The sequence below is a fragment of the Streptomyces sp. NPDC020801 genome (genome assembly GCF_044334385.1).
GTDB lineage: Bacteria > Actinomycetota > Actinomycetes > Streptomycetales > Streptomycetaceae > Streptomyces.
On sequence record NZ_JBIRST010000001.1, the window covers coordinates 605,184 to 628,530 of the forward strand.

The 23,347-nt window shown below is 73.3% G+C and carries 20 protein-coding genes; 19 read left to right on the forward strand and 1 reads right to left on the reverse strand.

The genetic code is table 11. The annotated features are described in order from the left end of the window. Window positions 1-561 precede the first annotated feature (561 nt). The 4 genes from ACH4UM_RS02900 to ACH4UM_RS02915 all read left to right on the forward strand — a co-directional run bounded on the left by ACH4UM_RS02900 (window position 562) and on the right by ACH4UM_RS02915 (window position 4,724). Complete coding sequence (locus ACH4UM_RS02900; RefSeq protein WP_398172820.1) at window positions 562-2,151, forward strand: sensor histidine kinase; 1,590 nt, start codon at window positions 562-564, stop codon at window positions 2,149-2,151. After that, the gene (locus ACH4UM_RS02905) at window positions 2,142-2,825 is read left to right on the forward strand and encodes a LuxR C-terminal-related transcriptional regulator (protein ID WP_398172822.1); all 684 of its coding nucleotides are present in this window, start codon (window positions 2,142-2,144) and stop codon (window positions 2,823-2,825) included. The genes ACH4UM_RS02900 and ACH4UM_RS02905 overlap by 10 nt, the downstream gene beginning before the upstream one ends. A gap of 88 nt (window positions 2,826-2,913) precedes the next feature. Next, window positions 2,914-4,113 (forward strand): alpha/beta hydrolase family protein, encoded by a 1,200-nt coding sequence (locus ACH4UM_RS02910; protein ID WP_398172824.1) that lies wholly within the window; start codon window positions 2,914-2,916, stop codon window positions 4,111-4,113. Between the two features lie 416 nt (window positions 4,114-4,529). Then, window positions 4,530-4,724, forward strand: coding sequence for a hypothetical protein (locus ACH4UM_RS02915; protein ID WP_398172826.1), 195 nt, complete (start codon window positions 4,530-4,532; stop codon window positions 4,722-4,724). A gap of 89 nt (window positions 4,725-4,813) precedes the next feature. Here ACH4UM_RS02915 and ACH4UM_RS02920 read toward each other — a convergent pair whose 3' ends face one another. Further along, window positions 4,814-5,422 carry a hypothetical protein gene (locus tag ACH4UM_RS02920; protein ID WP_398172828.1) on the reverse strand — a complete coding sequence of 203 codons (609 nt, stop codon included), beginning with the start codon at window positions 5,420-5,422 and terminating at the stop codon, window positions 4,814-4,816. A 420-nt stretch (window positions 5,423-5,842) separates the two neighbouring features. Between ACH4UM_RS02920 and ACH4UM_RS02925 the strand changes: the two genes are divergently transcribed. The 15 genes from ACH4UM_RS02925 to ACH4UM_RS02995 all read left to right on the forward strand — a co-directional run bounded on the left by ACH4UM_RS02925 (window position 5,843) and on the right by ACH4UM_RS02995 (window position 23,346). Then, window positions 5,843-6,805, forward strand: a complete 963-nt coding sequence (locus ACH4UM_RS02925) for an ABC transporter ATP-binding protein (protein ID WP_398172830.1) — start codon at window positions 5,843-5,845, stop codon at window positions 6,803-6,805. Continuing rightward, the gene (locus ACH4UM_RS02930) at window positions 6,802-7,602 is read left to right on the forward strand and encodes an ABC transporter permease (RefSeq protein WP_398172832.1); all 801 of its coding nucleotides are present in this window, start codon (window positions 6,802-6,804) and stop codon (window positions 7,600-7,602) included. The genes ACH4UM_RS02925 and ACH4UM_RS02930 overlap by 4 nt, the downstream gene beginning before the upstream one ends. A 284-nt stretch (window positions 7,603-7,886) precedes the next feature. Beyond that, a complete protein-coding gene (locus ACH4UM_RS02935; protein WP_398172834.1) occupies window positions 7,887-8,846 on the forward strand; it encodes an ACP S-malonyltransferase in 960 nt (319 codons plus the stop codon). Continuing rightward, complete coding sequence (locus ACH4UM_RS02940) at window positions 8,833-10,368, forward strand: class I adenylate-forming enzyme family protein (protein ID WP_398172836.1); 1,536 nt, start codon at window positions 8,833-8,835, stop codon at window positions 10,366-10,368. Before ACH4UM_RS02935 ends, ACH4UM_RS02940 begins: the two co-directional genes overlap by 14 nt. Further along, window positions 10,349-10,627: an acyl carrier protein gene (locus ACH4UM_RS02945; RefSeq protein WP_398172838.1), complete on the forward strand. Its 279-nt coding sequence runs from the start codon at window positions 10,349-10,351 to the stop codon at window positions 10,625-10,627. Before ACH4UM_RS02940 ends, ACH4UM_RS02945 begins: the two co-directional genes overlap by 20 nt. A gap of 5 nt (window positions 10,628-10,632) precedes the next feature. Continuing rightward, on the forward strand, window positions 10,633-11,829 hold the full coding sequence (locus tag ACH4UM_RS02950) for a PLP-dependent aminotransferase family protein (RefSeq protein WP_398172840.1): 1,197 nt from the start codon (window positions 10,633-10,635) through the stop codon (window positions 11,827-11,829). Beyond that, on the forward strand, window positions 11,826-14,168 hold the full coding sequence (locus ACH4UM_RS02955; protein WP_398172842.1) for a lantibiotic dehydratase: 2,343 nt from the start codon (window positions 11,826-11,828) through the stop codon (window positions 14,166-14,168). The genes ACH4UM_RS02950 and ACH4UM_RS02955 overlap by 4 nt, the downstream gene beginning before the upstream one ends. Continuing rightward, window positions 14,165-15,229, forward strand: coding sequence for a 2,3-diaminopropionate biosynthesis protein SbnA (gene sbnA, locus ACH4UM_RS02960; protein ID WP_398172844.1), 1,065 nt, complete (start codon window positions 14,165-14,167; stop codon window positions 15,227-15,229). Before ACH4UM_RS02955 ends, sbnA begins: the two co-directional genes overlap by 4 nt. 3 nt (window positions 15,230-15,232) lie before the next feature. Beyond that, complete coding sequence (sbnB, locus tag ACH4UM_RS02965) at window positions 15,233-16,261, forward strand: 2,3-diaminopropionate biosynthesis protein SbnB (protein ID WP_398172846.1); 1,029 nt, start codon at window positions 15,233-15,235, stop codon at window positions 16,259-16,261. Continuing rightward, window positions 16,258-17,019, forward strand: a complete 762-nt coding sequence (gene fabG, locus ACH4UM_RS02970; protein WP_398172848.1) for a 3-oxoacyl-ACP reductase FabG — start codon at window positions 16,258-16,260, stop codon at window positions 17,017-17,019. The genes sbnB and fabG overlap by 4 nt, the downstream gene beginning before the upstream one ends. Window positions 17,020-17,075: 56 nt before the next feature. After that, the gene (locus tag ACH4UM_RS02975) at window positions 17,076-17,366 is read left to right on the forward strand and encodes an acyl carrier protein (RefSeq protein ID WP_398172850.1); all 291 of its coding nucleotides are present in this window, start codon (window positions 17,076-17,078) and stop codon (window positions 17,364-17,366) included. A gap of 2 nt (window positions 17,367-17,368) precedes the next feature. Next, window positions 17,369-17,881 carry a 3-hydroxyacyl-ACP dehydratase FabZ gene (gene fabZ / locus ACH4UM_RS02980; protein ID WP_398172852.1) on the forward strand — a complete coding sequence of 171 codons (513 nt, stop codon included), beginning with the start codon at window positions 17,369-17,371 and terminating at the stop codon, window positions 17,879-17,881. A gap of 46 nt (window positions 17,882-17,927) precedes the next feature. Then, window positions 17,928-19,949, forward strand: a complete 2,022-nt coding sequence (locus ACH4UM_RS02985) for a GNAT family N-acetyltransferase (protein ID WP_398172854.1) — start codon at window positions 17,928-17,930, stop codon at window positions 19,947-19,949. 47 nt (window positions 19,950-19,996) lie between these two features. Beyond that, window positions 19,997-21,031 (forward strand): aminomethyl transferase family protein, encoded by a 1,035-nt coding sequence (locus tag ACH4UM_RS02990; protein ID WP_398172856.1) that lies wholly within the window; start codon window positions 19,997-19,999, stop codon window positions 21,029-21,031. Further along, a complete protein-coding gene (locus tag ACH4UM_RS02995) occupies window positions 21,031-23,346 on the forward strand; it encodes a beta-ketoacyl synthase N-terminal-like domain-containing protein (RefSeq protein ID WP_398172858.1) in 2,316 nt (771 codons plus the stop codon). Before ACH4UM_RS02990 ends, ACH4UM_RS02995 begins: the two co-directional genes overlap by 1 nt. The last annotated feature ends 1 nt before the right edge of the window (window position 23,347 follow it).

The following is a 23,347-nucleotide window of genomic DNA, read 5'->3' on the forward strand; positions in this document are numbered from 1 at the left end:
TCCCGGAACGTTGAAGATCCCGGGCGACGACACCTCCGTTCAGGCTTCCGCAGGTCGGCGGCGTGACATGGCCGTCGTGCGTGCGGTAAGTGATGCCGTGGTCACGGGGGCGGGTTGCTGGATTTCTGCTGGGTGATCTGACGCATGGTCATCCATCGTCGTCCGGTGTTCGGTGCGGGCGGCGGCCGAGGAGTGCCGGTGACGCGCGGGCTCGACCTGGCCGGGCTGACCGTCCGCCCCTCCCGGCTGCGGGGCCGTATCCGCCTGGTGCCGCTGGTGCGTGAGGGGTCGGTCGCTCTCGATGTATTGATCACGAACGTTTGCAGAGCGCTCCCCGCACGTCCCGCCTGTCTCTTTCCGGCCGAAACTCCCGTCGGAGGCTTCCCGGCCGGGGTAGGTGTTTGCCTACCCCGGAAGTAGGTTTCGGCCCATGGCGCCCGCAAGCCCCCTCGCAGCAGCATGATCTCCAGGCCGCAGCGTGTGGCATGGATGACGAGACGGGGGGCGGATATGTGGCCGTTTCCGGTGGACGGGGCGGCGCCCTGGCCGGGGGGCGTGCTCGTGGCGTTGACCGCGGTCTGCGCCGTGCTGGCCTTCAGGGCGGAGCAGGCGCGGGACCGGCCGGGGCGCCTCGCGCGACCGGCTGGGCGGATCGGGTGGCCGGTCGTGGCGGGGCTGGTGGGTACGGCGGCGTACGGCAGTGTGCCGACCCTGCTGTTCGCCCTGCACAACTCCGCCGGATCGGGCGGCTACGTCGTCACCGTGCCGGATCTGCAACCCGACGGGCTGCTCCCGGCGGCGCTGCTGATGGCCGGCCTGCTGGCCACCACGCTGCTCACCTCGGCGAGCGTGCCCAGGCGGTGGGTGCTGCCCGTGGTCGCGGCGGTGACCGGCGAACTGCTGGAATTGACGTACTGGCTCACGCATTCCTCTGCCGGCTATGGGCAGACGCTGCTCAACGTCCTGGTGGGCTGTGTGAGCGTCCCGGTGCTCGCCGCCTTCGCCGGTGCGGCTCTGCTCCGGCCGGCGAACGGCAGGCCCGCGCGTCTGGCCGGAGCCGGCGCGTCGAGGCCCGCGTGCTGGGCCCTGCTGCTGCCCGCCGTCGTGGTGATGACCGGTGACCTGCTCGGCCTCGATCTGTGGCAGTTCGCGTCACCGGGCACCGGGATCGGGCCGGCAGCGGTGGGTTACCTGGCGGGACTGGCGCTGCTGGCGGCCGTCGTGGCCGGGCTGGTGCGGTGGCCCAGGGTGGCGGCGAACCTGGCTGTCCTGGGGCTGGTGGGGATCGGGGCGTACGACGTCGCCCAGAGCGGGTTCGGACAACGCCTGGTGGTGGTGCGGAAGTTCGGCTCCCCGCCCGGGCCGGCGCCGTCCCTCCCCCTGGAGATTGCCCACCATGCATCGGTACTCGGTGGCATCCAGGGGGCGGTGCTACTGGCCCTCGGGCTCTGGCTGCTGCCCAGAACCGTGCTGGCGGATGCCGGACGGCTGTTCGGGAGGGGGCCTGACCCGGCGCTGGCCCGGCGGGTGCGGGAGCTGACCGAGACACGGGCCGATGCGGTCAGCTCCGCGGCCGCGGAGCTGCGCAGGATCGAGCGAGACCTGCACGACGGCGCACAGGGACGGCTGGTCACCATCGGGATGAACCTCCGGGCCGCGGAGGAGATGATCCACAGCGATCCGCATGAGGCCGCCGCACTCGTCGTGGAGGCTCGCGTCGCCTCGGCGGCGGCACTGGAGGAACTGCGTGGCCTGATCAGAGGGATGCACCCGCCCATGCTGGCCGACCGGGGCCTGGGGGAGGCGGTCCGGGCGCTCGCGCTGGACCTGCCCCTGCCGTGTGAGACCGAGATCGAGCTGCCCGGGCGGCTCGACGCCCCGCTGGAGTCGGCCTGCTACTTCGCCGTCGCCGAGGTGGTCACCAACGCCGTCCGGCACGCTTCGGCGCACGGCCTCCAGATCCGGATGGCGCGGACAGACGGGCTGCTGCGTATCGAGGTGGTCGACGACGGGGTGGGCGGCGCGGATCCCGCCCGGGGCACCGGGCTGGCAGGGGTGGAGCGACGGCTGGCGGCCTTCGACGGCATCCTGGCGGTCAGCAGCCCGCCCGGGGGGCCGACGATCGTGGTCATGGAGGTGCCGTGCGGGTAGTCGTTGCGGAAGATCTCTTCCTGCTCCGGGAGGGGCTGGTCAGGCTTCTCAAGGCGCGTGGGTTCGAGATCGTGGCGGCCACCGACAGCGCTCCGGGCCTGCTCGGCGCACTGCTGGAGTTCCGGCCGGACCTTGCGATCGTGGACATCAGGCTGCCGCCCACCCACACCGACGACGGACTCCGTGCGGCGCTGTCCGCCCGGGAACGGATACCCGGGCTGCCGATCCTCCTGCTCTCGCAGTACGTCGAGCAGATCTACGCCCAGGAGCTGCTCGCCGACCAGGCCGGAGGGGTCGGCTACCTGCTCAAGGACCGGGTGTTCAGCGACGACCAGTTCATCGACGTGATCCGTACGGTCGCCGCGGGCGGCACGGTCATGGACCCCGAAGTGGTCACCAAGCTGCTCGGCCGCCGCAGCCGCGGCGAACGCGGGCCCCTCTCCCGGCTCACCGAGCGGGAGCGCCAGGTGCTTGAGCTCATGGCCGAGGGACGTTCCAACAGCGCCATCGCGAACCGGCTCTTCATCAGCGAGAAGGCCGTGTCCAAGCACAGCACGAGCATCTTCACCAAGCTGGAGCTCGCCCCCTCCGACGACGACAACCGCCGCGTGCTGGCCGTGCTCGCCTACCTCATGTCCGCGCCACGTGAAGGCCGCATGCCACCGGGCCACTGAGCCGATCAGGACCGAAACACTGCCGGCCCGGGCCGGCGACCCAGGCACTGGGCGTGGCCCAGTGCTGCCCAAAACCCAGGGAGGTTCCGTGACAACCACGCCGTTCATGAACCAGGGAGGACCGACACGCCGCCGCATGCTCACAGCCGCGCTGGCAGTCGGGGCCGCCGTGCCGATCGGCGCCGCACGCCGGGCGTGGGCGGCTTCGACCGCCGCGGGGCCGGTGCAGCTCACCCTGCCGGCGCCCACCGGACCGTACCCAGTGGGCACGGTGCCCCTGCACCTCGTCGACGCCTCACGTCCCGATCCCGTGGCCGGCCCCGGGCACCACCGCGAGTTGATGGCCGCCGTCTGGTACCCCGCCCGGGGCGTCAAGCGGTATCCACCGGCCCGCTGGACGTCCCCCGCCGTGGCACGGGCGCTCCTGACGTCGGCGGACTTTCCGGCCGATGTCGCGGTGGCGCCGCTCACGGCCGGCCACGAGGGCGCACCGGTGCTGCGAACGCGCCGACGACTGCCCGTCGTCGTCTTCTCGCACGGGGCGCACGATCACCGGGCGGACACCACCATCGTGGTGCAGGAGCTCGCCAGCCACGGGTATGTGGTGGTCACGGTGGATCACACGTACGACGCGTTCAGCCTGTTCCCCGACGGCCGGCTCACGGTCCCGCTCGACCGCCCCTCCCTGACACCACGAGACTTCGCCACCGACATCCGGTTCGTGCTCGACCGCGTCGAGGACCTCGCCGCTGGGCGCAACCCCGACGCCGAACGCCGAACGCTGCCGGCCGGCCTGCTCGGCGTGCTCGATCCGCAGCGCATCGGCATGTTCGGCTGGTCGAAAGGCGCGACGGCGACGGCCTTCGTGATGAGCGGGGACCGGCGCATCCGGGCCGGTCTGAGCATCGACGGGCCGATGCAACCGACGGTCACCACCGACCTGGACCGGCCGTTCATGCTGATGACCGCCGAGTTCCCCCGGGCCACGCAGCCGAGCGTCGCCGAGTTCTGGTCGCGCCTGCGGGGATGGCGGCTCAACGTCCAGGCGGAAGGCGCGGTTCACTCGTCGTACTGCGACGTCCAGTTCCTGGTCCCGCAACTGGCACAAGCCGTCGGGATGGGCGCCGCGGACCTTCAGGGCTGGATCGGCACCCTCGATCCCGCCCGGGCAGTGCGGATCCAGCAGACCTACCCGCTCGCCTTCTTCGACCTGCACCTGCGCCACCACCGAGGGCACGTGCTCGACGGCCCGTGCCCGGCCTTCCCGGAGGTGAAGTTCATCCCATGAAGCGAGAGACCGCGTCGCTCCCAGCCGGCTCGCTGCCATGACACCCAACATCTCCGTCACGGACTCCGCGTCGGCACACTCGCTCCGGCGCAGGGCGTGTCACACCCTGGCTCGTCTGCTGGGCGAGGCCGCAGACGCCGAGGGGCTCGTCCCATGGCTGCACGGCCTGCACGAGGCAGGGGCGCTGGAAGCGAAGTCGTGGCCGCGGATTCGGAGGCCCACACCGCACGGACCGCGCCGGGCAGGGACGCTGCCCTCTGGCCGGCCCTCTTGCTTCCCAGCACGCCCGACGCGCAGGAAGAGAGCAGTGCCAGGACGATCCACCCGAGCGCCCCGCGTACCGCCGGTGGGATGCGCAGGCGCGGTGGCCGGTACGAGCCCGGCCGGATCAGGAACTCGTCGAGTTGCACGCCGTCTTGGCTGACGGCGAAGGCGAGGGCTCGGCCGGTGGTGCCTTCGATCACCAGGCCGTCGCGGCTCTCGCGTATGCCGACGACGTCTCCGACGCGTGCGAGCGTGACGTCCACGATCTCGTCGAGCCGTGCGCGGCCCAAGGCGGTGACCACGCGCGGCGCGAGATGCTCCCGGCGGGCGGGCGGGCTCGGCGGTGAGGAACCGGTACAGGGCATTCGCCGCGGCACTTGCCGGGCCGGGGTCCGGTTGTCCGGCCTGACGGGGGATTGCCGATTCCCCGTTCGCCTCACGCATCGGCCGCACCGTCCTGCCCGGCCGCCATGGCCACGGGGGTCATGCCGAGTGTGGGCAGCGGTGTCCAACGACGTTGCGGCAGGCGTTTCCTGACGGTCCAAAAGCCCCGGGCGAGCCATCGGTGGTCCTCGTCACGCAGGCAGGTGCAGTCCGCGCCGATCGTCGGCAGGCCGAAGCACATGAGGCCCATGAGGCCCATGAGGGCCACGTGCAGGCCCTCCAGAGCCACCGTGTTGGCCTTCGGGACCCATGGGCGGGCGGACAGCATGGCGAAGGGCAGCGCGAGTTCGATGAAGATCGTGAAGTAGCAGACGGCGGTGCCCACGAAGGCGTTGTCCATGAGATGCGCATGGGCCGATGACATCTCGAAGCCGGTGACCCGGCTGGTGCGGTACATGGTCACGCCGTCCTGCCACATCTTCCCGGTGCTCTTCCAGTAGCCGGCGGTGAGGTACAGCACCGCGGTCCGGAAGACGATGAGAAAGGCGGCCGGGTTGTGCCGCACGGTGGCGCCGGCCGCCGCAGGGAAGCGGCCCTCAGCGGTGCAGTACGGACCCGGCGCGATCCGCAGCGTGCGGTCGCCGTCGAGCCGGACGTCCACGACCCCCTGCCGGTTGTCGCGCGGAGGGGGGTGACGGACGCGTCGCCGGCCATGAGCCCTCCTGAGTGACAGGGACCCGCGTACACGCGGGGCAGGGAGATCCGCGCTTGCCCCGCGGGTTGCGGTCAGGGTGATTCACAGCGCGACTGCCGACGCCAGGGCCGCCGGCACCGCGGGTTTTCGGTCAGCCTGCCGAACGGGGGCTTCGGCCGCCCGGTGGCCGCCGGCTCCGGGCGCTGCGGCGCGCGCCCCCTGCCGCGCCCCTCGCACGCCCGGAAAGCGTCAGGCCCCCGTCCTTCGATAGCCCCCCGATAGCGGCGCCATAGCCGCCGCGGTCCGGGCCGATAGGGAGGCACGGGAGATTGGTTCTCGCCAAGAGCAGGGCCCTGGAAGCGGCCACGGACACGGTGAGGACTGAAGATGATGATAGAGACTCAACGCCGCCCGGCTTCGGGGGAGGTGACGTCCCCGGATGCCGCCGTGCTCAGCACGGTCGTCAAGCGCTTCACCAACGCCAAGGGCGAGGAGTTCACCGCCGTCGACGGGCTGGATCTGCGGATCCGGCGCGGCGAGATCGTGGCGTTCCTCGGGCCGAACGGCGCCGGCAAGACGACCACCATCGACATGCTGCTGGGACTCACCCGGCCCGACTCCGGTCACGTGGAGCTGTTCGGCCAGGCACCGCAGCAGGCGGTGCGCGCCGGGCGGGTCGCCGCGGTGCTGCAGTCGGGCGGGCTGCTGCCCGACCTGACCGTCGAGGCGACCGTGCGGATGCTCGGTTCGCTGCACCCCGGCGCGGACGCCGAGCACGTCATGACCCGGGCCGGGATCACGGCGCTGCGCCACCGGCGGGTCGCCGAGTGCTCCGGCGGCGAGCAGCAGCGGCTGCGGTTCGCCGTCGCGCTGCTGTCGGACCCCGACTTCCTGGTGCTGGACGAGCCGACCGCCGGCATGGACGTCGCCGCCCGCCGTGAGTTCTGGGCCACGGTCCGCGAGGACGCCGAGCGCGGCATGACCGTCATGTTCGCCACCCACTACATGGAGGAGGCCGACCAGTTCGCCGACCGGGTCGTCATGATCGACCGCGGCCGGGTGGTCGCCGACGGGTCCGCCTCGTCCATCCGCGCCGCCATCAGCGGACGTACCGTCTCCGCCCGCATCAGCCCGCGCGACGCCCAGGCGGTGGCCGCGTCGGCCGCCGTCCTTTCGTGCGCGGCCCGAGGCGACCGCCACTACTTCGACACCACCGACTCCGACGCCCTGCTGCGCCTGCTGGTCAACCAGACCTCGGCCACCGAGATCGAGGTCGCCCCGCGCAGTCTCGAAGAGGCCTTCATGGCCATCACCCACCAGGGCCGGACCGCCCAGGAGGGCCCCCGATGAGCACCCTGACCGCGCCGACGGCTCCCGTCCGCTCCCGCACCTCGGCCCTCAGCGGCGTCAACCCCACCTTCGTCCGCTACGAGCTGCGCCGGCGGTTCAACCGCCAGACCACCATCTTCACCCTGCTGCTGCCGGCGGTCCTCTACCTCGCCCTGTTCCGCACCGCCCCGTCCCACGGGTCCGTGCCGCACGGCAACTTCGCCGCCTGGATGATGATCGGCCTCGCGGTGTACGGCGCCGCGATGGCCGCGACCAGCTCCGCCGCCACCATCTCGGTGGAGAAGTCCGCCGGCTGGATGCGCACCATCGCGCTGAGCCCGCTCGCCCCGCCCGGATACCTGCTCGTCAAGGTGCTCTGCTCGGTCGTCATGGCCGCCGTGCCCGTGGCCATCGTCGGGGTCCTCGGCGCCGTCACCGGGGCGCACGCCGACCCGAAGGTGTGGGTGGTCTCCCTGCTCGTCGCCTGGATCGGCGCCGCGGTGTTCGCCGCGCTCGGCATCGCGATGGGGCTCGCCCTGAAGCCCGAGGTCGTGATGCACATGCCGGGCCTGACCATGACCGCGCTGGCCTTCCTCGGCAACCTGTTCATCCCGCTCAGCGGGACCATGCTGGAGATCTCCCGGTACACGCCGATGTACGGCGTCTCGACGCTGGCCCGCTACACCCTCACCGACGGCTACACCTTCAGCGGCGAGCACTCCAGCCTGGCCGGCGCCGTGTTCAACATCGTCGCCTGGTTCGCCGGCTTCTCCTTCATGGCGGTCCGCCGCTTCGCCAAGAGCACGGGCCGTCAGTAGTCCCGGGCTTCCCGGGCCCAGTGGCCACGGGGCCGGCCGGCGCCGGGTCCCAACGCTCCGGCCCACAACCCCGGCCCCCCACCACCCCGGCCCACTGTCCCGGGTCCAGCAGCCCTGGCCCAAGAGCCCTGGCCCAAGAGCCCTGGCCCAAGAGCCCCGGCCCAAGAGCCCCGGCCCACTGGCTCCGGGCCCAGTAGCCGCACATCTCCGTATCGCACCGCCCGTACCGACCGCCGGCCCCGCGCCGCGCGATGGGTACTCAACACGAAAGGGGGATAGAACAAATGTTCGCAATCATTGCGCCGGGTCAGGGGTCCCAGACACCCGGCATGCTGGCCGGCTGGCTGCGCGACCCGGTGCACGCCGAGCGCGTACGGGCCTGGTCCGAGGCCGCGGACGTGGACCTGGTCCACCTGGGCACCCGGGCCTCGGCCGCGGAGATCGCCCGGACCGAGCACACCCAGCCCCTGCTGGTCGCCCAGGGCCTGCTGGCCCACGAGGAACTGGCCCCGGTGGCGGCCGAGCGGGCCGTGGTCGTGGCCGGCCACTCCGTCGGCGAGCTCACCGCGGCCGTGTACGCCGGGGTCCTCGCCCCCGCCGACGCCGTACGGCTCGCGGCGGTCCGCGGCCGCGCCATGGCCGCCGCCTGCGCCGAGGTCCCCACCTCGATGGCGGCCGTGGTCGGCGGCGAGGAGAGCGAGGTGCTCGCCCGGATCGCCGAACTCGGCCTGACCGCCGCCACGTTCAACGGCCCCGGCCAGATGGTCGCGGCCGGGCTCGCCGAGGACCTGGCGAAGCTGGCCGCTGCTCCGCCGCCCGAGGCGACCGTCAAACCGCTCCAGGTCGCCGGGGCCTTCCACACCCCCTACATGGAGCCGGCGCGGCGGACGTTCGCCGCCGCGGCCGCCGCGACCCCCTTCCAGCGGCCCCACGGGCTCCTGCTCTCCAACGCCGACGGCGAGGTGCTCGCCACCGCGGAGCTGATCCGCGGCCGCCTCGTCGACCAGGTGGTCCGGCCGGTGCGCTGGGACCTGTGCCTGCTGAGCCTGGCCCGGCTGGAGCCCGAGCTGACCGTCTCCCTGCCGCCGGCCAAGACCCTCTCCAACATCCTCCGGCGGCGCCACCCCGAACTCGCCGTGCTGCCGGTCGGCTCCGTCCGCGACATCGGCAAGGTCCACGCCCGGCTCGGTGCCACCGCCGACGCCGCCGTCCGGAAGGAGGGGGCCGTCCATGCCGGTGTCTGACCTCCTCGCGCACCGCCGCGCCGACCGCGGCGACCACCCGGCCGTCGTCGACGCCGAGGGCTCCCTCGGCTACGCCGGGCTCGGCACGGCCGTGGACCGGGCCGTGGGCTGGCTGCGCGCCCAGGGCGTCACCGCGGGGGAGCGGGTCGTCCACGCCGGCGGCAACGACCGCTTCTTCCTCGCCCTCTTCTACGCCACCCTCCGCATCGGCGCGGTCTTCGTCCCCGTACACCCCGACCTGACGGACACCCAGCTCGCCCACATCGTCGGCGACTGCTCGGCCGCCCTGGCCATCTGCTCGCCCGGTGCGGGCGACGGCGCCCGGCGCACCGTCGAGCCGGCCCGGGCCCGGCAGGAGGCCGGGCAGACGCCCGCCGACGACTTCGCGGCCGACGTCCACGACGACGACATCGCGATGCTGATCTACACCTCCGGCACCACCGGCCGCCCCAAGGGCGTCGTCTGCCCGCACCGGCAGATGCTCGCCTCCCTCGACGCCATCAACACCTGCCTCGGCTACCGGGCCGACGACGTGGTGCTGTGCCGGCTGCCGCTCTCCTTCGACTACGGCCTCTACCAGGCGCTGCTGTGCGCCCTGACCGGCGGCACACTGGTGCTCGCCGAACGCGCCGGGGACATCGGTCTGTTGCGGGCCGTCGAGCGGCACGGGGTGACCGTCGTACCGCTGGTTCCCTCGCTCGCGCAGATCCTCGCCCTGCTGCAGCGCAAGCACCAACGGCCCACCCGGGTACGGCTGTTCACCAACACCGGGGCCCGTCCGGGCCGCGCCGTCATGGCCGAACTGCTCGACGCGTTCCCCGGATCGGTCTTCGCCCCGATGTACGGCATGACCGAGTGCAAGCGCATCTCGATCCTGGACCCGGCGGAGTACGCCGCCCACCCCGACTCGGTCGGCCGGCCCATCCCCGGCGACCACGTCCGGATCGTCGACGCGGACGGCACCACCCTCGGGCCGGGACGGACCGGTGAGATCGTCGTCCGGGGCGCCACGGTCATGGCCGGCTACTGGGGGGTCCCCCTCGAGGAACAGCGGCGCTACGTCCGCCGCGCCGACGGCTCCCTCGAACTGCACACCGGCGACCAGGGCCGGCTCGACGAGGACGGCCGGCTCTACTTCGTCGGCCGCGACGACGACATGATCAAGCGGCGCGGCATCCGCCTCGGCCTGACCGAGATCGAGGACGCCGCCGAGCGGATCCCCGGAGTGACCGCGGCGGTCGCGCTGCGGCCCGACCCCGAGGACGGCCCGCTGCACCTGGCCGTGCGCAGCACCCTCACCCCCGAGGAGATCCGCGCCCATCTGACACTGCGGCTCGACCGGGCCCGGATGCCCGACCGGATCACCCTCATCGACACCGTGCCGCTGACCGCCAACGGCAAGCCGGACCGCGCGGCCGCCAGGCTCCTGGTCGATCCGCCCGACCCGGGGCGGCACAGCCCGGACTCACCCTTCGCACCGCCGACCCAGACGAGGACCAGCCATGCACCAGTCACAGTCTGACCAGCCGACCCAGTCGCAGTTCGACCAGCTCGTCGAGCGGGTCTGCGCCGTGACGGTCACCGACCCCGAGACCCCGCTCGTGGACCTCGGCGTGGACTCGCTCCACACCATCGCCCTGGTGATGGCGGTCGAGGAGCGGTACGGCATCGAGATCGACCCCGAGGTGATCGGCGACCCCTCGCTCACCTCCTCCGCCGGCCTGTGGCGGTCCGTGCAGGACCAGCTGGCCGCCGCGCTGCCGGCCAGAGCCGGGAACTGATCGCCATGTGGACCGACATACGCCCCGCGGTGGAGATGCCGCGGCTGTTCGAACGCGGCGGGGACGTGGTCTCGTTCGCGGGTGGCCTGCCCGACCTGGACGTGCTGCCCCTGGAGACGATCTCCACCCAGCTCTCCCGGCTCGTCCGGCTCGGCGGAAAGCTCGCCCTGCAGTACACCACCCCGCACGTGGCCCAGGCCCTCGTGCCGGCGATCAGCGACCTGATGGCCCGTGAGGGCACCACCGCCACCGCCGAGCAGCTGGTCCCCACCGGCGGATCGCAGATGGGCCTCATGGCCGTCGCCCTCGGGATCGGCGCACCCGGCGAGACCGTCCTCGTCCAGACGCCCGCCTACCCGGGCGCCGCGGCGGCCTTCCGCACCGCGGGCCTGATCCTCCACGCAGCCCCGGAGGACACCGACGGCCTCGACCCGGCCGCCCTGCGGGAGACGGTGCCGCGGCTGCGCGCGGCCGGCCGGACCGTACGGCTGCTGTACTGCAACCCCACCTTCCAGAACCCGACCGGCGCCACCCTCGGCGTCGCCCGCCGCCAGGAACTCCTCGCGGCAGCGCGCGAGCTGGACCTGCTCGTCATCGAGGACAACCCCTACGGGCTCCTCTCCTTCGACGGCCGGACCACCACCGCCCTGCACGCCCTCGACCCCGACCGCGTGGTCTACCTCGGCACCTTCTCCAAGGTCTTCGCGCCCGGCCTGCGTTGCGGCTGGATCGCGGCGCCCGGACAGCTGGCGCAGACCCTGCGCCGTACCACCGAGGTCATGGCCCTGTCGCCGTCCGCGCTGGCCCAGGCCGCGCTCGCCGCCTTCCACACCCGGGCCGGCTGGACCGGCCTGCTCGACGCCTACCGCGACAGCTACCGGGAGCGGTGCGGCCTGATGGCCGACGCGCTCGAGGCCGGGCTCGGCACCGACGGGCCCTGGCGGTGGGAGCGTCCGAGCGGCGGCTTCTACATCTGGCTGCAGCACCGCGACGGCGTGGACACCTCCCGCTTCGCCGCGGCCGCCGCCGAGCACGGGGTCTCCTTCGTGCCCGGCAGCCACTTCGGCATCGACGGCGAGCACGCCGACGGACTGCGGCTGTGCTTCAGCCACGTACCGAGGAAGCGGATCGCCGAGGGGGTCGCGCGGCTCGCCACGGCCCTGGCCGCACCCCTGCCCTCCCTGGAAGGAGCGGCCCGATGACCGCGGCCGCGCCCGAAGCGGCGCACGCCCTGGACCGGCCGGACTTCGCACCGGCGTACCGGCTCGGCGACAGCCACTGGCGGGTGTGGGGCGTCGGACTGCTGCGCAGCGCGGGCTTCCCGGTCTCCGGGCTGGGGCTCCTGGGCGGGCCGCGCGCGGCCGCGGCGGCGGCCCTCGTGGCCGACGGCCGTGCCGCCGGAGGCGACGGGTTCTCCGCCGCCTATCGCGCCGACACCGCCGCCGAGTCCGAGCGGCTGGCCCGCCTCGCCGCCGACGACCGTCTCCGCCGGGCCATCGCCTGGCAGAACCGCACCGTCTACCACCTGCTGGACTCCGTCGCGGCCGGCAAGGGCCCCGAGTCCAAGCGCCGGCGGCGCGAGCGCACCCTCGCGATGTACTGGCTGCGCTACTGCGCCAAGGCCGAGACGATCGGCTTCTTCGGCCCGGCGGCCTGGATCAGCGTCGGACAGGGGCAGCGTGCCGTCGACCTCGACCACGGCCCGGCGCTCACCAGCGCGAGCCGCACCTTCCTCGAACGCTGGACGGTGGCCGCCCTCGCCGACTGGATGGCGGGGCAGCCCGGCGCCCGCTGGTGGTTCCCGCCGATGCTCCGGCCCGACGTCCACCTCGACGGCGACCGGCTCCTCATGCAGGGCGGCCGTACGGTGCGGCTGCGCGAGGACGACGTGGCGGTGCTGCGGCTGGCCGACGGCGACCGCGGCGGCGAGGCCATCGCGGACACCCTGACGGACACCGCCGGCTGGGACCCCGCTACGGCACGCCAGCGGGTCGAGAAGGTCCTCACCCGGCTGCTCAGACAGCGGGTGCTGACCTGGGACGCCAACATCCCCGTGGACGTGCGCGCCGAGGAGGTGCTGCGGCGGCGGGTGGCCGCCATCGGCGATCCCGGGCTCTTCGTGCGCTGCGAGGCCATCCTCGCCGAAGTGGACCGGCTGCGCGCCGGCATCGACCGCGCGGCCGATGCCGAGGAGCTCGTCGCGGCCCTGGACCGGCTCGACGACTTCTTCGTCCGTACGACGGGACAGGCGGCCTCCCGCGAGGAGGGCAAGGCGTACGCCGGCCGCACGCTCTGCTACCAGGACTCCCTGCGCGACTGCCGGATGGACCTCGGCCGGGACTTCTTCGACGCGATCGCCCGCCCGCTGGCCCTGGTCGCGGACGCGGCGGACTGGTTCGGCAACCGGCTCGCCGAACTGGTGGAGACGGAGGTCGCCGGCTTTGTGCGCAAGGCCGCGGCCCGCCGCACGGACGTGACCCTGGCCGACGTCTGGCCGCAGGTGCTCGGTCTGTTCTGGGGGGAGCACGCCACCCCGGTGCACACCGCGACCCGCGAACTGGCCGAGAAATGGCGGGAGGTGCTCGGCCTCGACCCGGCCGCCCCGGGGTCCGTCCCGGTGCGGCTGAGGGTCGCGGACATCGAGGAGCGGTTCCGCGCCCTGTTCGCCACCGGGCCGGTGCGCTCGCCCCATCTCGCCGTGCACAGCCCCGACCTGCAGGTGGTGGCCGCCTCCCCGGACGCGGTCAACGCCGGTGAGCACACCGTCGTCCTGGGCGAACTGCACGCCTGCCTGGCCACGCTGGACCTGCCCTTCCTCGACTGGACCAGCGACGCCGGCTCACTGCGGGACAAGGTCAACGCGGCGCTCGACGCCCCGCGCCTGGTACCGCTGCTGCCGGTGGAGTGGAGGCGCAACAGCGGCCGGATGGTGCCCGCGCCGATCGGGGCGGGGGACCGGCTGATCGGGTTCACCCGGGCGCCCTGCGACGACCGGACCTGCGTCGACCCTGCGGCGGCGATCGCGCTCGCCGAGACGGACGGCACGGTCACCGCGACCACCCCCGACGGACGGGAGTGGTCCGTGGCCGAACTGCTCGCGGTGCCCATCTCCATCATCGCCGCCGACGCCTTCAAGATCGGGCTCGACCGGGCGCACGCGCCGCGCGTGACCCTCGACGACCTGGTCCTGTTCCGGCAGAGCTGGCGGCTGCCGGTCGCCGGGATCGCCCTGCCGGAGAAGGCCGACCGGGAGCGCGACTACCTCGCCGTACGCCGCTGGGTGGCCCGGCACGCCCTGCCCGACCGGCTCTTCGTGAAGTTCCCCGAGGAGACCAAGCCGTCCCTCGTGGACTTCACCAGCCCGACCCTCGTGCTCGCCTTCGCGGGCCTCGTCCGCACCGCGCGCCGCCTCGACCCCGGGGCCGCCGTGACCCTCGGCGAACCGCTGCCGGACCCGGACGACTCCTGGCTGACCGACGCCGACGGCGAGCGCTACGTCAGCGAACTGCGGCTCCAGATCAGCAGAAAGGTGCCGGAATGACCGTCCTCGCCTCCGACGGGGCGGCGCTGGCGCTCGGCGCCACCCGCTCCCGGGACCCCGACATCGTCGCGACGATCGGCGGGACTCCGCTCGTCGCCCTCGACCGGCTGTTCCCGCCCGCCCGGTTCCAGGTGTACGCCAAGTGCGAGCGCTTCAACCCGGGCGGGAGCATCAAGGACCGTGCCGCCAAGTCGATGATCGAGCAGGCCATCAAGGCCGGCAAGCTCGTCCCCGGGGTCTCCACCGTCGTGGAGTCCTCCTCGGGCAACCTCGGCATCGCCCTCGCCCAGCTCTGCAACTTCTACCGGCTCGATCTGATCTGCGTGGTCGATCCCCGGACCACCGCGCAGAACGCCGCCATCATGCGGGCGTACGGCGCGAAGGTCGAGGTCGTCGACCGCGACCCGGCCACCGGCGAGTACCTGCCGGCCCGGATCGGCAGGGTCCGCGCCCTGCTGGAGAGCGTCCCGGACGCCTACTGGCCCAACCAGTACGCCAACGAGTACAACGCCCGCGCCCACCACCACACCATGCGCGAGATCTGCGAGGCGCTGCCCGGCGGCCCCGACTACCTGTTCCTGGCGGCCGGCACCACCGGCACGCTGCGCGGCTGCGCCGAGTACATCCAGGAGCAGGGCCTGGCCACCCGGGTCGTCGCGGTGGACGCGGTGGGCAGCGTGATCTTCGGCCCGCCGGAGCCGTGGGAACGCGGGCACCGGCGCACCATCCCCGGGCACGGGGCGGCCGTCGTCCCGCCGCTGCTGCGGCCGGGCCTGGCCGACCGGGTCGTCAAGGTCACCGACCTCGACTGCGTGCACGGCTGCCGCCGGCTGCTCGCCGAGGAGTCCATCCTCGCCGGCGGCTCCTCCGGCGCCGTGATCGCCGCCCTGCGAGGGGCCGGCGACTGGCTTCGGACGGGCGCCACCTGCGTCGCCGTGCTCCCGGACGGCGGCGACCGCTACCTCGACACCATCTACTGCGACGCGTGGGTCGAAAGCCGCTTCCAGGGACAGCACCCCCACCCCCAGCCCGACCCCGACCCCGACCAAGACAAGGAGTGAGCCGTGAAGATCCTCGGACGGGACGACGTCAAAGCAGCCCTGACGGGTCTCGAACCCGCCGTCCTCGACGCGGTGCGCACCGCCTATGTGCTGCACGGCCAGGGCCACTCGCAGGTGCCGTTCTCCAGCTTTCTGCGCCCGCCGCGGCCGTCCGGCTCCCGCATCATCTCCCTGCCGGCCTACCTGGGCGGACCGGAGCCGGTGATGGGCCTGAAGTGGATCTCGTCCTTCCCCGCCAACGTCGAGCAGGGCCTCCAGCGGGCCTCCTCGGTGCAGATCCTCAACGACCTGAACACCGGCTACCCCAAGGCGCTTCTGGAGGGCAGCCAGATCTCCGCCTCCCGCACCGCCGCAAGCGCCGCCCTCGCCGCCGGCGCCCTGCACGGCGGCCGCCGGGTGCGCACCGCCGGCCTGATCGGCTGCGGCACCATCAACCAGCGCGTCCTCGCCTTCCTCAGGCTGACCCACCCGCACCTGGAGAGCGTGGTCCTCCAGGACGTCGTACCGGGGCGTGCCGAGGTCTTCGCCGCCGAACTGGAGTCCGAACACCCGGGGATCGCCTTCCGCACCGGTGACGTCGGCGACGCGCTCGGCGCCGAGACCGTGAGCATCGCGACCACCGACTCGACGTACTGGCTCGACCTCGGCGAACACCCCGAGCGGCCCGCCGGCCAGGTGATCCTGCACCTGTCCCTGCGCGATCTGAGCACCTCGTCCGTGCTGGGCGCGTACAACGTGGTCGACGACATCGAGCACGCGATCCGTGAGCAGACCTCCCTGCACCGGGCCGAACTGGAGGCCGGCCACCGGGAGTTCGTGCACGCCGAGATCGCCACCGTGCTGGGCTGCACCGAGCCGCCGGCCACCGGCCGTACGGTGGTCTTCTCGCCCTTCGGCCTGGGCATCCTCGACCTCGCGGTGGCGCAGGCCGTGCTCAAGGCCGCCACCGGGGCGGGCCTGGGCACCGAGGCCGCCGGCTTCGACCCGGGCAGCCACCGGGTCACCGCCGCGATGCTGGGGGGCGCGGCATGAGCGCACCCGCAACCCTGTTCGCCCAGGGCACCAGGGCCCTGGTCACCGGCGCCTCCCGCGGCATCGGCGCGGCGATCGCGATCGCGCTGGCCGAGCACGGCTGCGACGTCGCCCTCAACTACCGCTCCAACGCCACCAAGGCCGAGGAGGTCGCCGAGCGGGTCCGCGCCCTGGGCCGCGAGGCCCTGCTGCTGAAGGCGGACATCTCCGACGAGGCCCAGGTGGCCGCCATGTACAAGGAGTTGAGGACCGCCTGGCGCCGTCTGGACGTCGCCGTCCTCAACTCCGGGGTGACCGCGGACGGCCATCTGGCCGCCATGAGCGGCGCCAAGTGGCAGGAGGTCATCGGCACCAACCTGACCGGCACCTTCTTCACCGCCCGCGAGGCGACCAAGCAGATGTACGCCGGCGGCGGGGCGATCGTGTTCATCGCCTCCACCAGCGGCATCGCGGGCCGGGCCGGCCAGGCCAACTACGCCGCCAGCAAGGGCGGGGTGATCTCGCTGGCCAAGACCCTGGCGTACGAGGTCGCCCCGCGCGGAATCCGCGTCAACGTCGTCGCGCCGGGCTTCATCGACACCGACATGGTCAGGAAGGTGCCACCCGCGCAGATGAAGGAGGCCCTGCAGGCGATCCCCATGGGACGCATGGGCACTCCGGCAGAGGTCGCCCAGGCGGCCGCCTTCCTCGCCGCCCCCGCCGCCTCCTACATCACCGGCAAGGTGCTCACCGTCGACGGCGGAATGATCCCGAACTAGCCCGGAACCAACCGGTCACAGCCCTTACCCGATCACCCTCATCGAAAGGAACACCCATGTCCGTCGCCACCTTCGAGGACATCCGCAGCCAGGCCGAGACGCGCCTGGAGAAGAACATGAAGGTCAAGTCGATGATCATCGACCGGCTGGGCCTGGACGTGGAGCCGGCCGTCGTCTCCGACAACCAGCCGCTGTTCGGCCGCGGCCTGGAGATGGACTCGCTGGACACGCTCGAGATCGTCGTCATGGTCAACAACGAGTACGACGTGCTGATCAGCGACGACGACTTCGAGGCCTTCGGCTCCATCAACGCCCTGGTCGACTTCGTCGAAGCCCGCGAGGTGTGAGCATGACGGTCACCCCCGAGGCCCCCGCCAGGGCCGCGAAGAAGAAGTTCAGCTACTCCTCCGACGACATCAAGCGGATGCTCCCGCACCGCTGGCCCATGCTGATGATCGACCGCGCCTACGACGTCGTGCCCGGTGTCTCGGGCCGCGGGGTGAAGAGCGTCTCGGTCAACGAGCCCTTCTTCGCCGGCCACTACCCGGACCACTCGATCATGCCCGGCGTGATGATCGTCGAGGCGATGGCCCAGCTGGTGGCCGTCGTGTACGTCGCCGAGATCGTCGAGTCGCCCGAGCCGCCGGCCGAGGGCGGCGACCCGTCGGCCAGCGTCGGCTACCTCGGCTCCATCAGCTCGATGAAGTTCTCCCGGCTGGTGGTCCCCGGCGACCAGCTCACCCTCGACGCCAGGCTCGGCCAGCGCCTGGGCGGTCTGCGGCAGGTCCAGGTCCGGGCGAGCGTCGGCGGCGAACCGGCGGCCGCCGGCTCCCTCATCGTCACCACGGGACGCAAGTCCTAGCCATCCGGCCGGACTTGAGCCCGACCCGAAGAGAAGGAGGTGTGCAATGTCCATCACGATCCGCCCGTACCAGGAGGGCGACGCGCATGACATCGCGGAGCTCTACAACCGCCACCGCGACAACCCCAACCCGGTGGCCGGAGGCATCACCGGCGAGGAACTGGAGCGCGAGCTGGCCGAGCGGGACACCGGTACGTTCCTGGTGGCGGTGGACGGCGGGCGTGTGGTGGGCACCTTCGGCCTGTTCCACAACACCGGCCGGCGCTCCGCCCGCGCCGGCGAGCTCATCGCCGACATGTTCTTCGTCGCCCCCGCCTACCGCAACGGCGTGATCACCGGACGGCTGTTCACCGAGGCCGTGGAATGGATGGTGCAGTCCGGCTGCCTGGTGCTGCGGCTCACCGTCAACCCGGCCAACGCCGTGGCGTTCAAGCTGTACCGGCGCGTCGGCTGCGTCTCCGTCGGGCAGACCGTGCCGGGCGAGGACGGCAACGTCGAACTGCACAACTACATCCCGCTGATCCTGCGCAGCGTCTTCGCCGACCTCGGACCCGAGGTCAAGGCGGCCCTCGGCGGCCTGAACAGCTTCGCGACCGTCACCGAGTCCCGCGACGACGAGCTGCGCTCCGACGTCCGCCCGGTCGACGGCGTCCGCACCGTCGCCTACTGCCTGGCGCTGGGGGAGTTCAGGCTCACCGCCAGCGTCGACGTCGACCGCGGCGTCGTACGGGAGGCGGAGGTCACCGGCGCCGACGGGGTGAGCCGGGCGCTGCGGCTCGCGGAACCGCCCTACCGCGTCCGGGCCGCGCGGGAGGCGGCACCGTACCGGTTCGCCGACGGCGACCTGGCGGTGGAGGTGGACGGCGACGACGGGACCGTGCGGGTGCTGGCCGACGGCCACCACGGGCCGCTGTTCGTCTCCACCTGGCCCAGCTGCCGCGCCGAACGCTCGGCGGGCTGGCGCGAGGGCGAACCGCGCGACCTGGAACTCGTCCCCGTCGAGCACGGTGTACGGGTCACCGAACGGTGCGGGGACGACGAGGTGGTCGGCACGATCACCCTCACCGGGGGAGTGCTGGGCCAGGACTTCGCCTTCACCCGCCGGCCCGGCCGGATCTTCCAGACCGTGGGGCTGCGCCAGGGCACCTTCGCCCAGGACGGCGACCGGCCCCGGCCCATCGGGCTCGGCATCGGCGTCCGCGACGCCTCCGAGGTGGTCGCCGCCGCACGGGTCGCCCAGCCCGGCGCCGATCTGACCTGGAACGGCGCCGCATGGAGCGTGCGGGTGCCGGTGCGCGAGCCCGTCCGGCTGGTCCACAGCGCCCTGCTGGAGCGCGGCCTGGCGGCCGGGGCGGACGGGGTGGCCCGGCTGCGCACCGGGTTCCGGCGGCAGGACGCACCCGCCGGGCCCGCCGCCACGGTCCTGCGGCCCGTGGAGGGCCCCCGCCGTATCCAGCTCGACGCCTCCGCCGCCGGCGTCACCGCCTGGAAGGAGGGCACGGTCAAGGTCCTGCGCAGCCCCTTCCCGCGCACCCGGGCGTTCGGCAACAACCCCCGCTGGAGCGCGGGCATGTGGGTCACCGCCGAGCACAGCAGGTACGGCCGCGCCGGGGGCCTCGGCTGGGGCGTGCGCTCCACCGCCGCCTGGGAGGAGAAGCACCCGCTCGGCCTGTACGGCCCGCAGGAGGGAATCGGCTGGGAGCTCACCGCGCCCGAGGACACCACGCAGCCGGTCCGCGTGGACATTCAGGCCCCCGCCACCGGGGCCGACGAGGAGGTCGTCCTCTGGCTCACCCCGAACACCCCGCGCCGAACCACCGTGGTGATCGACTCCGCCGGCACCCGGTGGGAGCTGGACTCCCCGGAGTTCCGGCAGATCTGGGCCACGGCGGCCGCCGTCCGGCTCACCGACGGCAGCTGGCTGCACTGCCGGCCCGCCGGCTCCGGCCCGGCCGGGGCGGAGATCGTCCTGCGTACCACCCCCTCCGGCCTGCTCCTCGGCTGTGTGTCCCCGGCGTGCCGGGAGAACGCCTGGCACCTGGCCGTGAGCAGCGAACCCGGGCTCTGAGCACCGCACTTCACACACCATCACGTACCGAGAGGAACCACACCGCCATGACCACCGCCCCGCTTCGCACCGAGACGGACGACTACACCACCGTGCGCACCACCGTCGGCGCCTACCGGATCACCGCTCCGCTGGTGCGGATCGCCGGCGACGAGCGGATCACCCTGCTGGACCAGTTCCTGGCCAAGTCGGGCGAGTTCGTCGAGCCGGACACCGTCCGTGAGGCGCTCGCGCTGAACGCCGACGGCACCCCCTTCGCGATCCTGCTGCACTTCGAGATCGGCGACGACGCCTGGCTGCTGCCGCGCACCGAGGTCACCGCGGACGAACTGCGCGTCTACCTCGAGCAGTTGGACGTCCCCGAGGACGTCACGATCGAGGTCGAGCCGGAGGGCTGGGGCGCCAGCGCCTTCGAGGGCCCGACCGCCTGGTCGGTGGCCGCGGACTTCGTCGACTTCGACATCTCCGGCCTGACCCTGCACGCCGTCACCGAGTCCGCGCTGCCCGAGGAGTCCGCCGCGCTGGCCCACCTGGCACGCGTCGGCACCACCGGCGAGTACGGCTACCTGCTGCTGTCCAACGCCCCCGAGGCCGCCCACGAGGCCGTCCTCGCCGCCGTCGCCGGGCAGGGCGGCGCGCCGGTCGGCCCCAGGGGGCTGGCCCGGGTGCAGGCCGAGGCCGGCATGGCCGTGTACGCGGCCGGCTTCGCGGGGCTGACGGTCAACGAGGCAGACCTGGCCTGGATGATCGACTGGAACCGCATCGGCGAGTTCCACGGCTCCGGCGGCCTGGAGCGGCCGACCACCGGGACGGCCCGGCTGACCGCCCTGGCCGCCCCCGCCGAGAGCCGGTTCGCCGCCGGTGCCAAGGTGAGCGCCGCCGGTGAGGCCGTCGGCACGGTCCTGTGGCAGGCGCCCTCCGCCAACCCGGAGGAGGAGCTCGTCCTCGCCCTGCTGGACGCCCCGTTCTGGGTCCCCGGCCTGGAGCTGGCCGCCGGGGACGAGCAGGGCGCCGGGCGTCCGCTGCGCACCGTCACCCTGCCCCGCGTAATCGCCCGCTCGCTCACCACGAGGATCTCCTGATGACCACGCCGAGAATCGCCCTCACCGGCCTGGGCCTGATCACCGGGGCCGGGGACGACGTCGAGAAGGGCTGGTCGTCCATCACCGCCGGGGCCTCCGGCATCCGTACCAACACCCTCTTCGACACCTCCGAGCTGCTGACCGAGTGGGCCGGCATGGTCACCGCCGAGCAGCCGGCCGACCTGGACCGCTGCTACGGCCTGGCCGCCACCGCCATCCGGGAGGCGCTGCGCACCAGCGGCCTCGACCTCGACACCGTCGACCGGAACCGGGTCGCGGTCGTGGTGGGCTCCAGCCTCGGCGCCATGCCGACCCTGGAGGGCGTCCACGCCGGCCTGGTGCACGAGGGCAGGCTGGACGCGCAGGCGGCGGCCGCCTCCCAACTGCCGTGCGTCGGCGACTACATCGCCGCCGAGTTCGACCTGCGTGGCCCGCGCGTGGTCCTCTCCAACGCCTGCGCCGCCAGCGCGGTCGCCCTGGGCTACGCGGCGGAACTGCTGTGGAAGGAGGACGTCGACTACGTCATCTGCGGAGGCGTCGACCCGCTCGCCGCGCTGTCGGCGTACGGGTTCAGCGCCCTGGGCGCGCTGGACGCCGAGCCCTGCTCGCCGATGTCGGCCTCCAGCGGGCTGACCCTCGGCGAGGGGGCCGGGTTCATGGTCCTGGAGCCGGCCGACCGCGCCGCCGAGCGCGGCGCCCGCGCACTGGCCGAGCTGGGCGGGTACGGCCTGTCCTGCGACGGCTACCACCAGACCGCCCCCGACCCCAGCGGCAAGGGCGCCTGCGCCGCCATGGCGCAGGCCCTTCAGACCGCCGGCCTCGGCCCGGACGACGTCGACTACCTCAATCTGCACGGCACCGGCACCCCCGCCAACGACGCCTCCGAACCCAAGGCCGTGAAGCTGCTGTTCGGCTCGTCCGTCCCGCCGGCCAGCTCCACCAAGTCGATCATCGGCCACACCCTGGGTGCGGCCGGCGCGGTCGAGGCGGTCGTCAGCACCCTCGCGATCGACCGCGGGACGCTGCCGCCGACCATCAACACCCGTGGTGTCGAGCAGCCGTTCGGCCTGGACGTCGTCCCGGACGCCGGGCGACCGGCGTCGCCCGGGGTGGTGCTGTCGAACTCCTTCGCCTTCGGTGGCAACAACGCCTCCGTCGTCCTCAACCGCCCGGGCCGCCCCGGCTCGGCGCCGCGCCGCACACGGTCGGTCCACGACGTCGTGGTGACGGGCGTCGCGGGTCTGGCCGGCGCGGCCGGCAGCACGGCCGACCTGCTTGCCGCCCTGGCCGAGGAGCGGGCCTGCTTCACCGGCGCCGAGCACGTCGAGGGCGTCGGGGAGGTGCCCGTCGGCCGGATCGACGTGAAGTCCGCCGCCCGGGGCATCAACCCCAGCCGGGCCCGCCGCATGGATCCCCTCAGCCTGCTCGCCGCCGCCGCGGTCGCCGACCTGTACGGCCGGCACGGCAAGCCCTCACGGGCCGAGGCCGAGGGCACCGGCATCGTCTTCGCCACCGGCTACGGCCCGGTGACGTCCGTCCTGCAGTTCCACAAGGGCGTTCTGCAGCAGGGCATCAACGGCGCCAACCCCGCCCTGTTCGCCAACACGGTCGTCAACGCGGCCGCCGGGCACGTGGCGATGCTGCACCGCTACCGCGGCTACACCGCCACCATCGCCAACGGCGGTACCAGCTCGGTGCTCGCGCTCCAGCTCGCCGCCCGGGTCATCGCCCGCGGCGCGGCCGACCGGATCATGGTCGTGATCGCCGACGAGTTCCCCGAACAGGCCCTGGCCACCCAGGCCGGTCTGCCCGGCTACGCCCGCACCGCACGGGTGGTCCCCGGCGGCCGCACCGGAATGGTGCTCAGCGAGGGGGCCGCCGCGATCCTCCTGGAAAGCAACGAGTCGGCCGCCGCCCGCGGCGCGGACGTCCTCGCCCGGGTCCGCGGCTACGGCGCCTCCGGCGAACCGGCCGGCATCGGCCGCCTCGGCCGTGACGGTGAGGCCTGGGCACGGGCGCTGCGCGCGGCGATGGCCGAGGCCGAGGCCGGCCCGGACGAGATCGGCACCGTGGTGTCCGCCGCCTCCGGCTACAGCCTGGTGGACCTCGCCCAGTCCCGCGCCCTGCGCCTGGCCGGTCTCGACGGCCGCCCGGTGGTGGCCCCGAAGGCGCTGCTCGGCGAGACATACGGCAGCGCGGGTGCCCTCGGCCTGGTCGCCGCGCTCGGCGGCGAGCACCCGCGGGGCCGGCTGCTGCTGTCCAGCTTCGCCTACGGCGGCAGTTACGCGGCCGCCGTGTTCGACGCGGGGGCGTGAT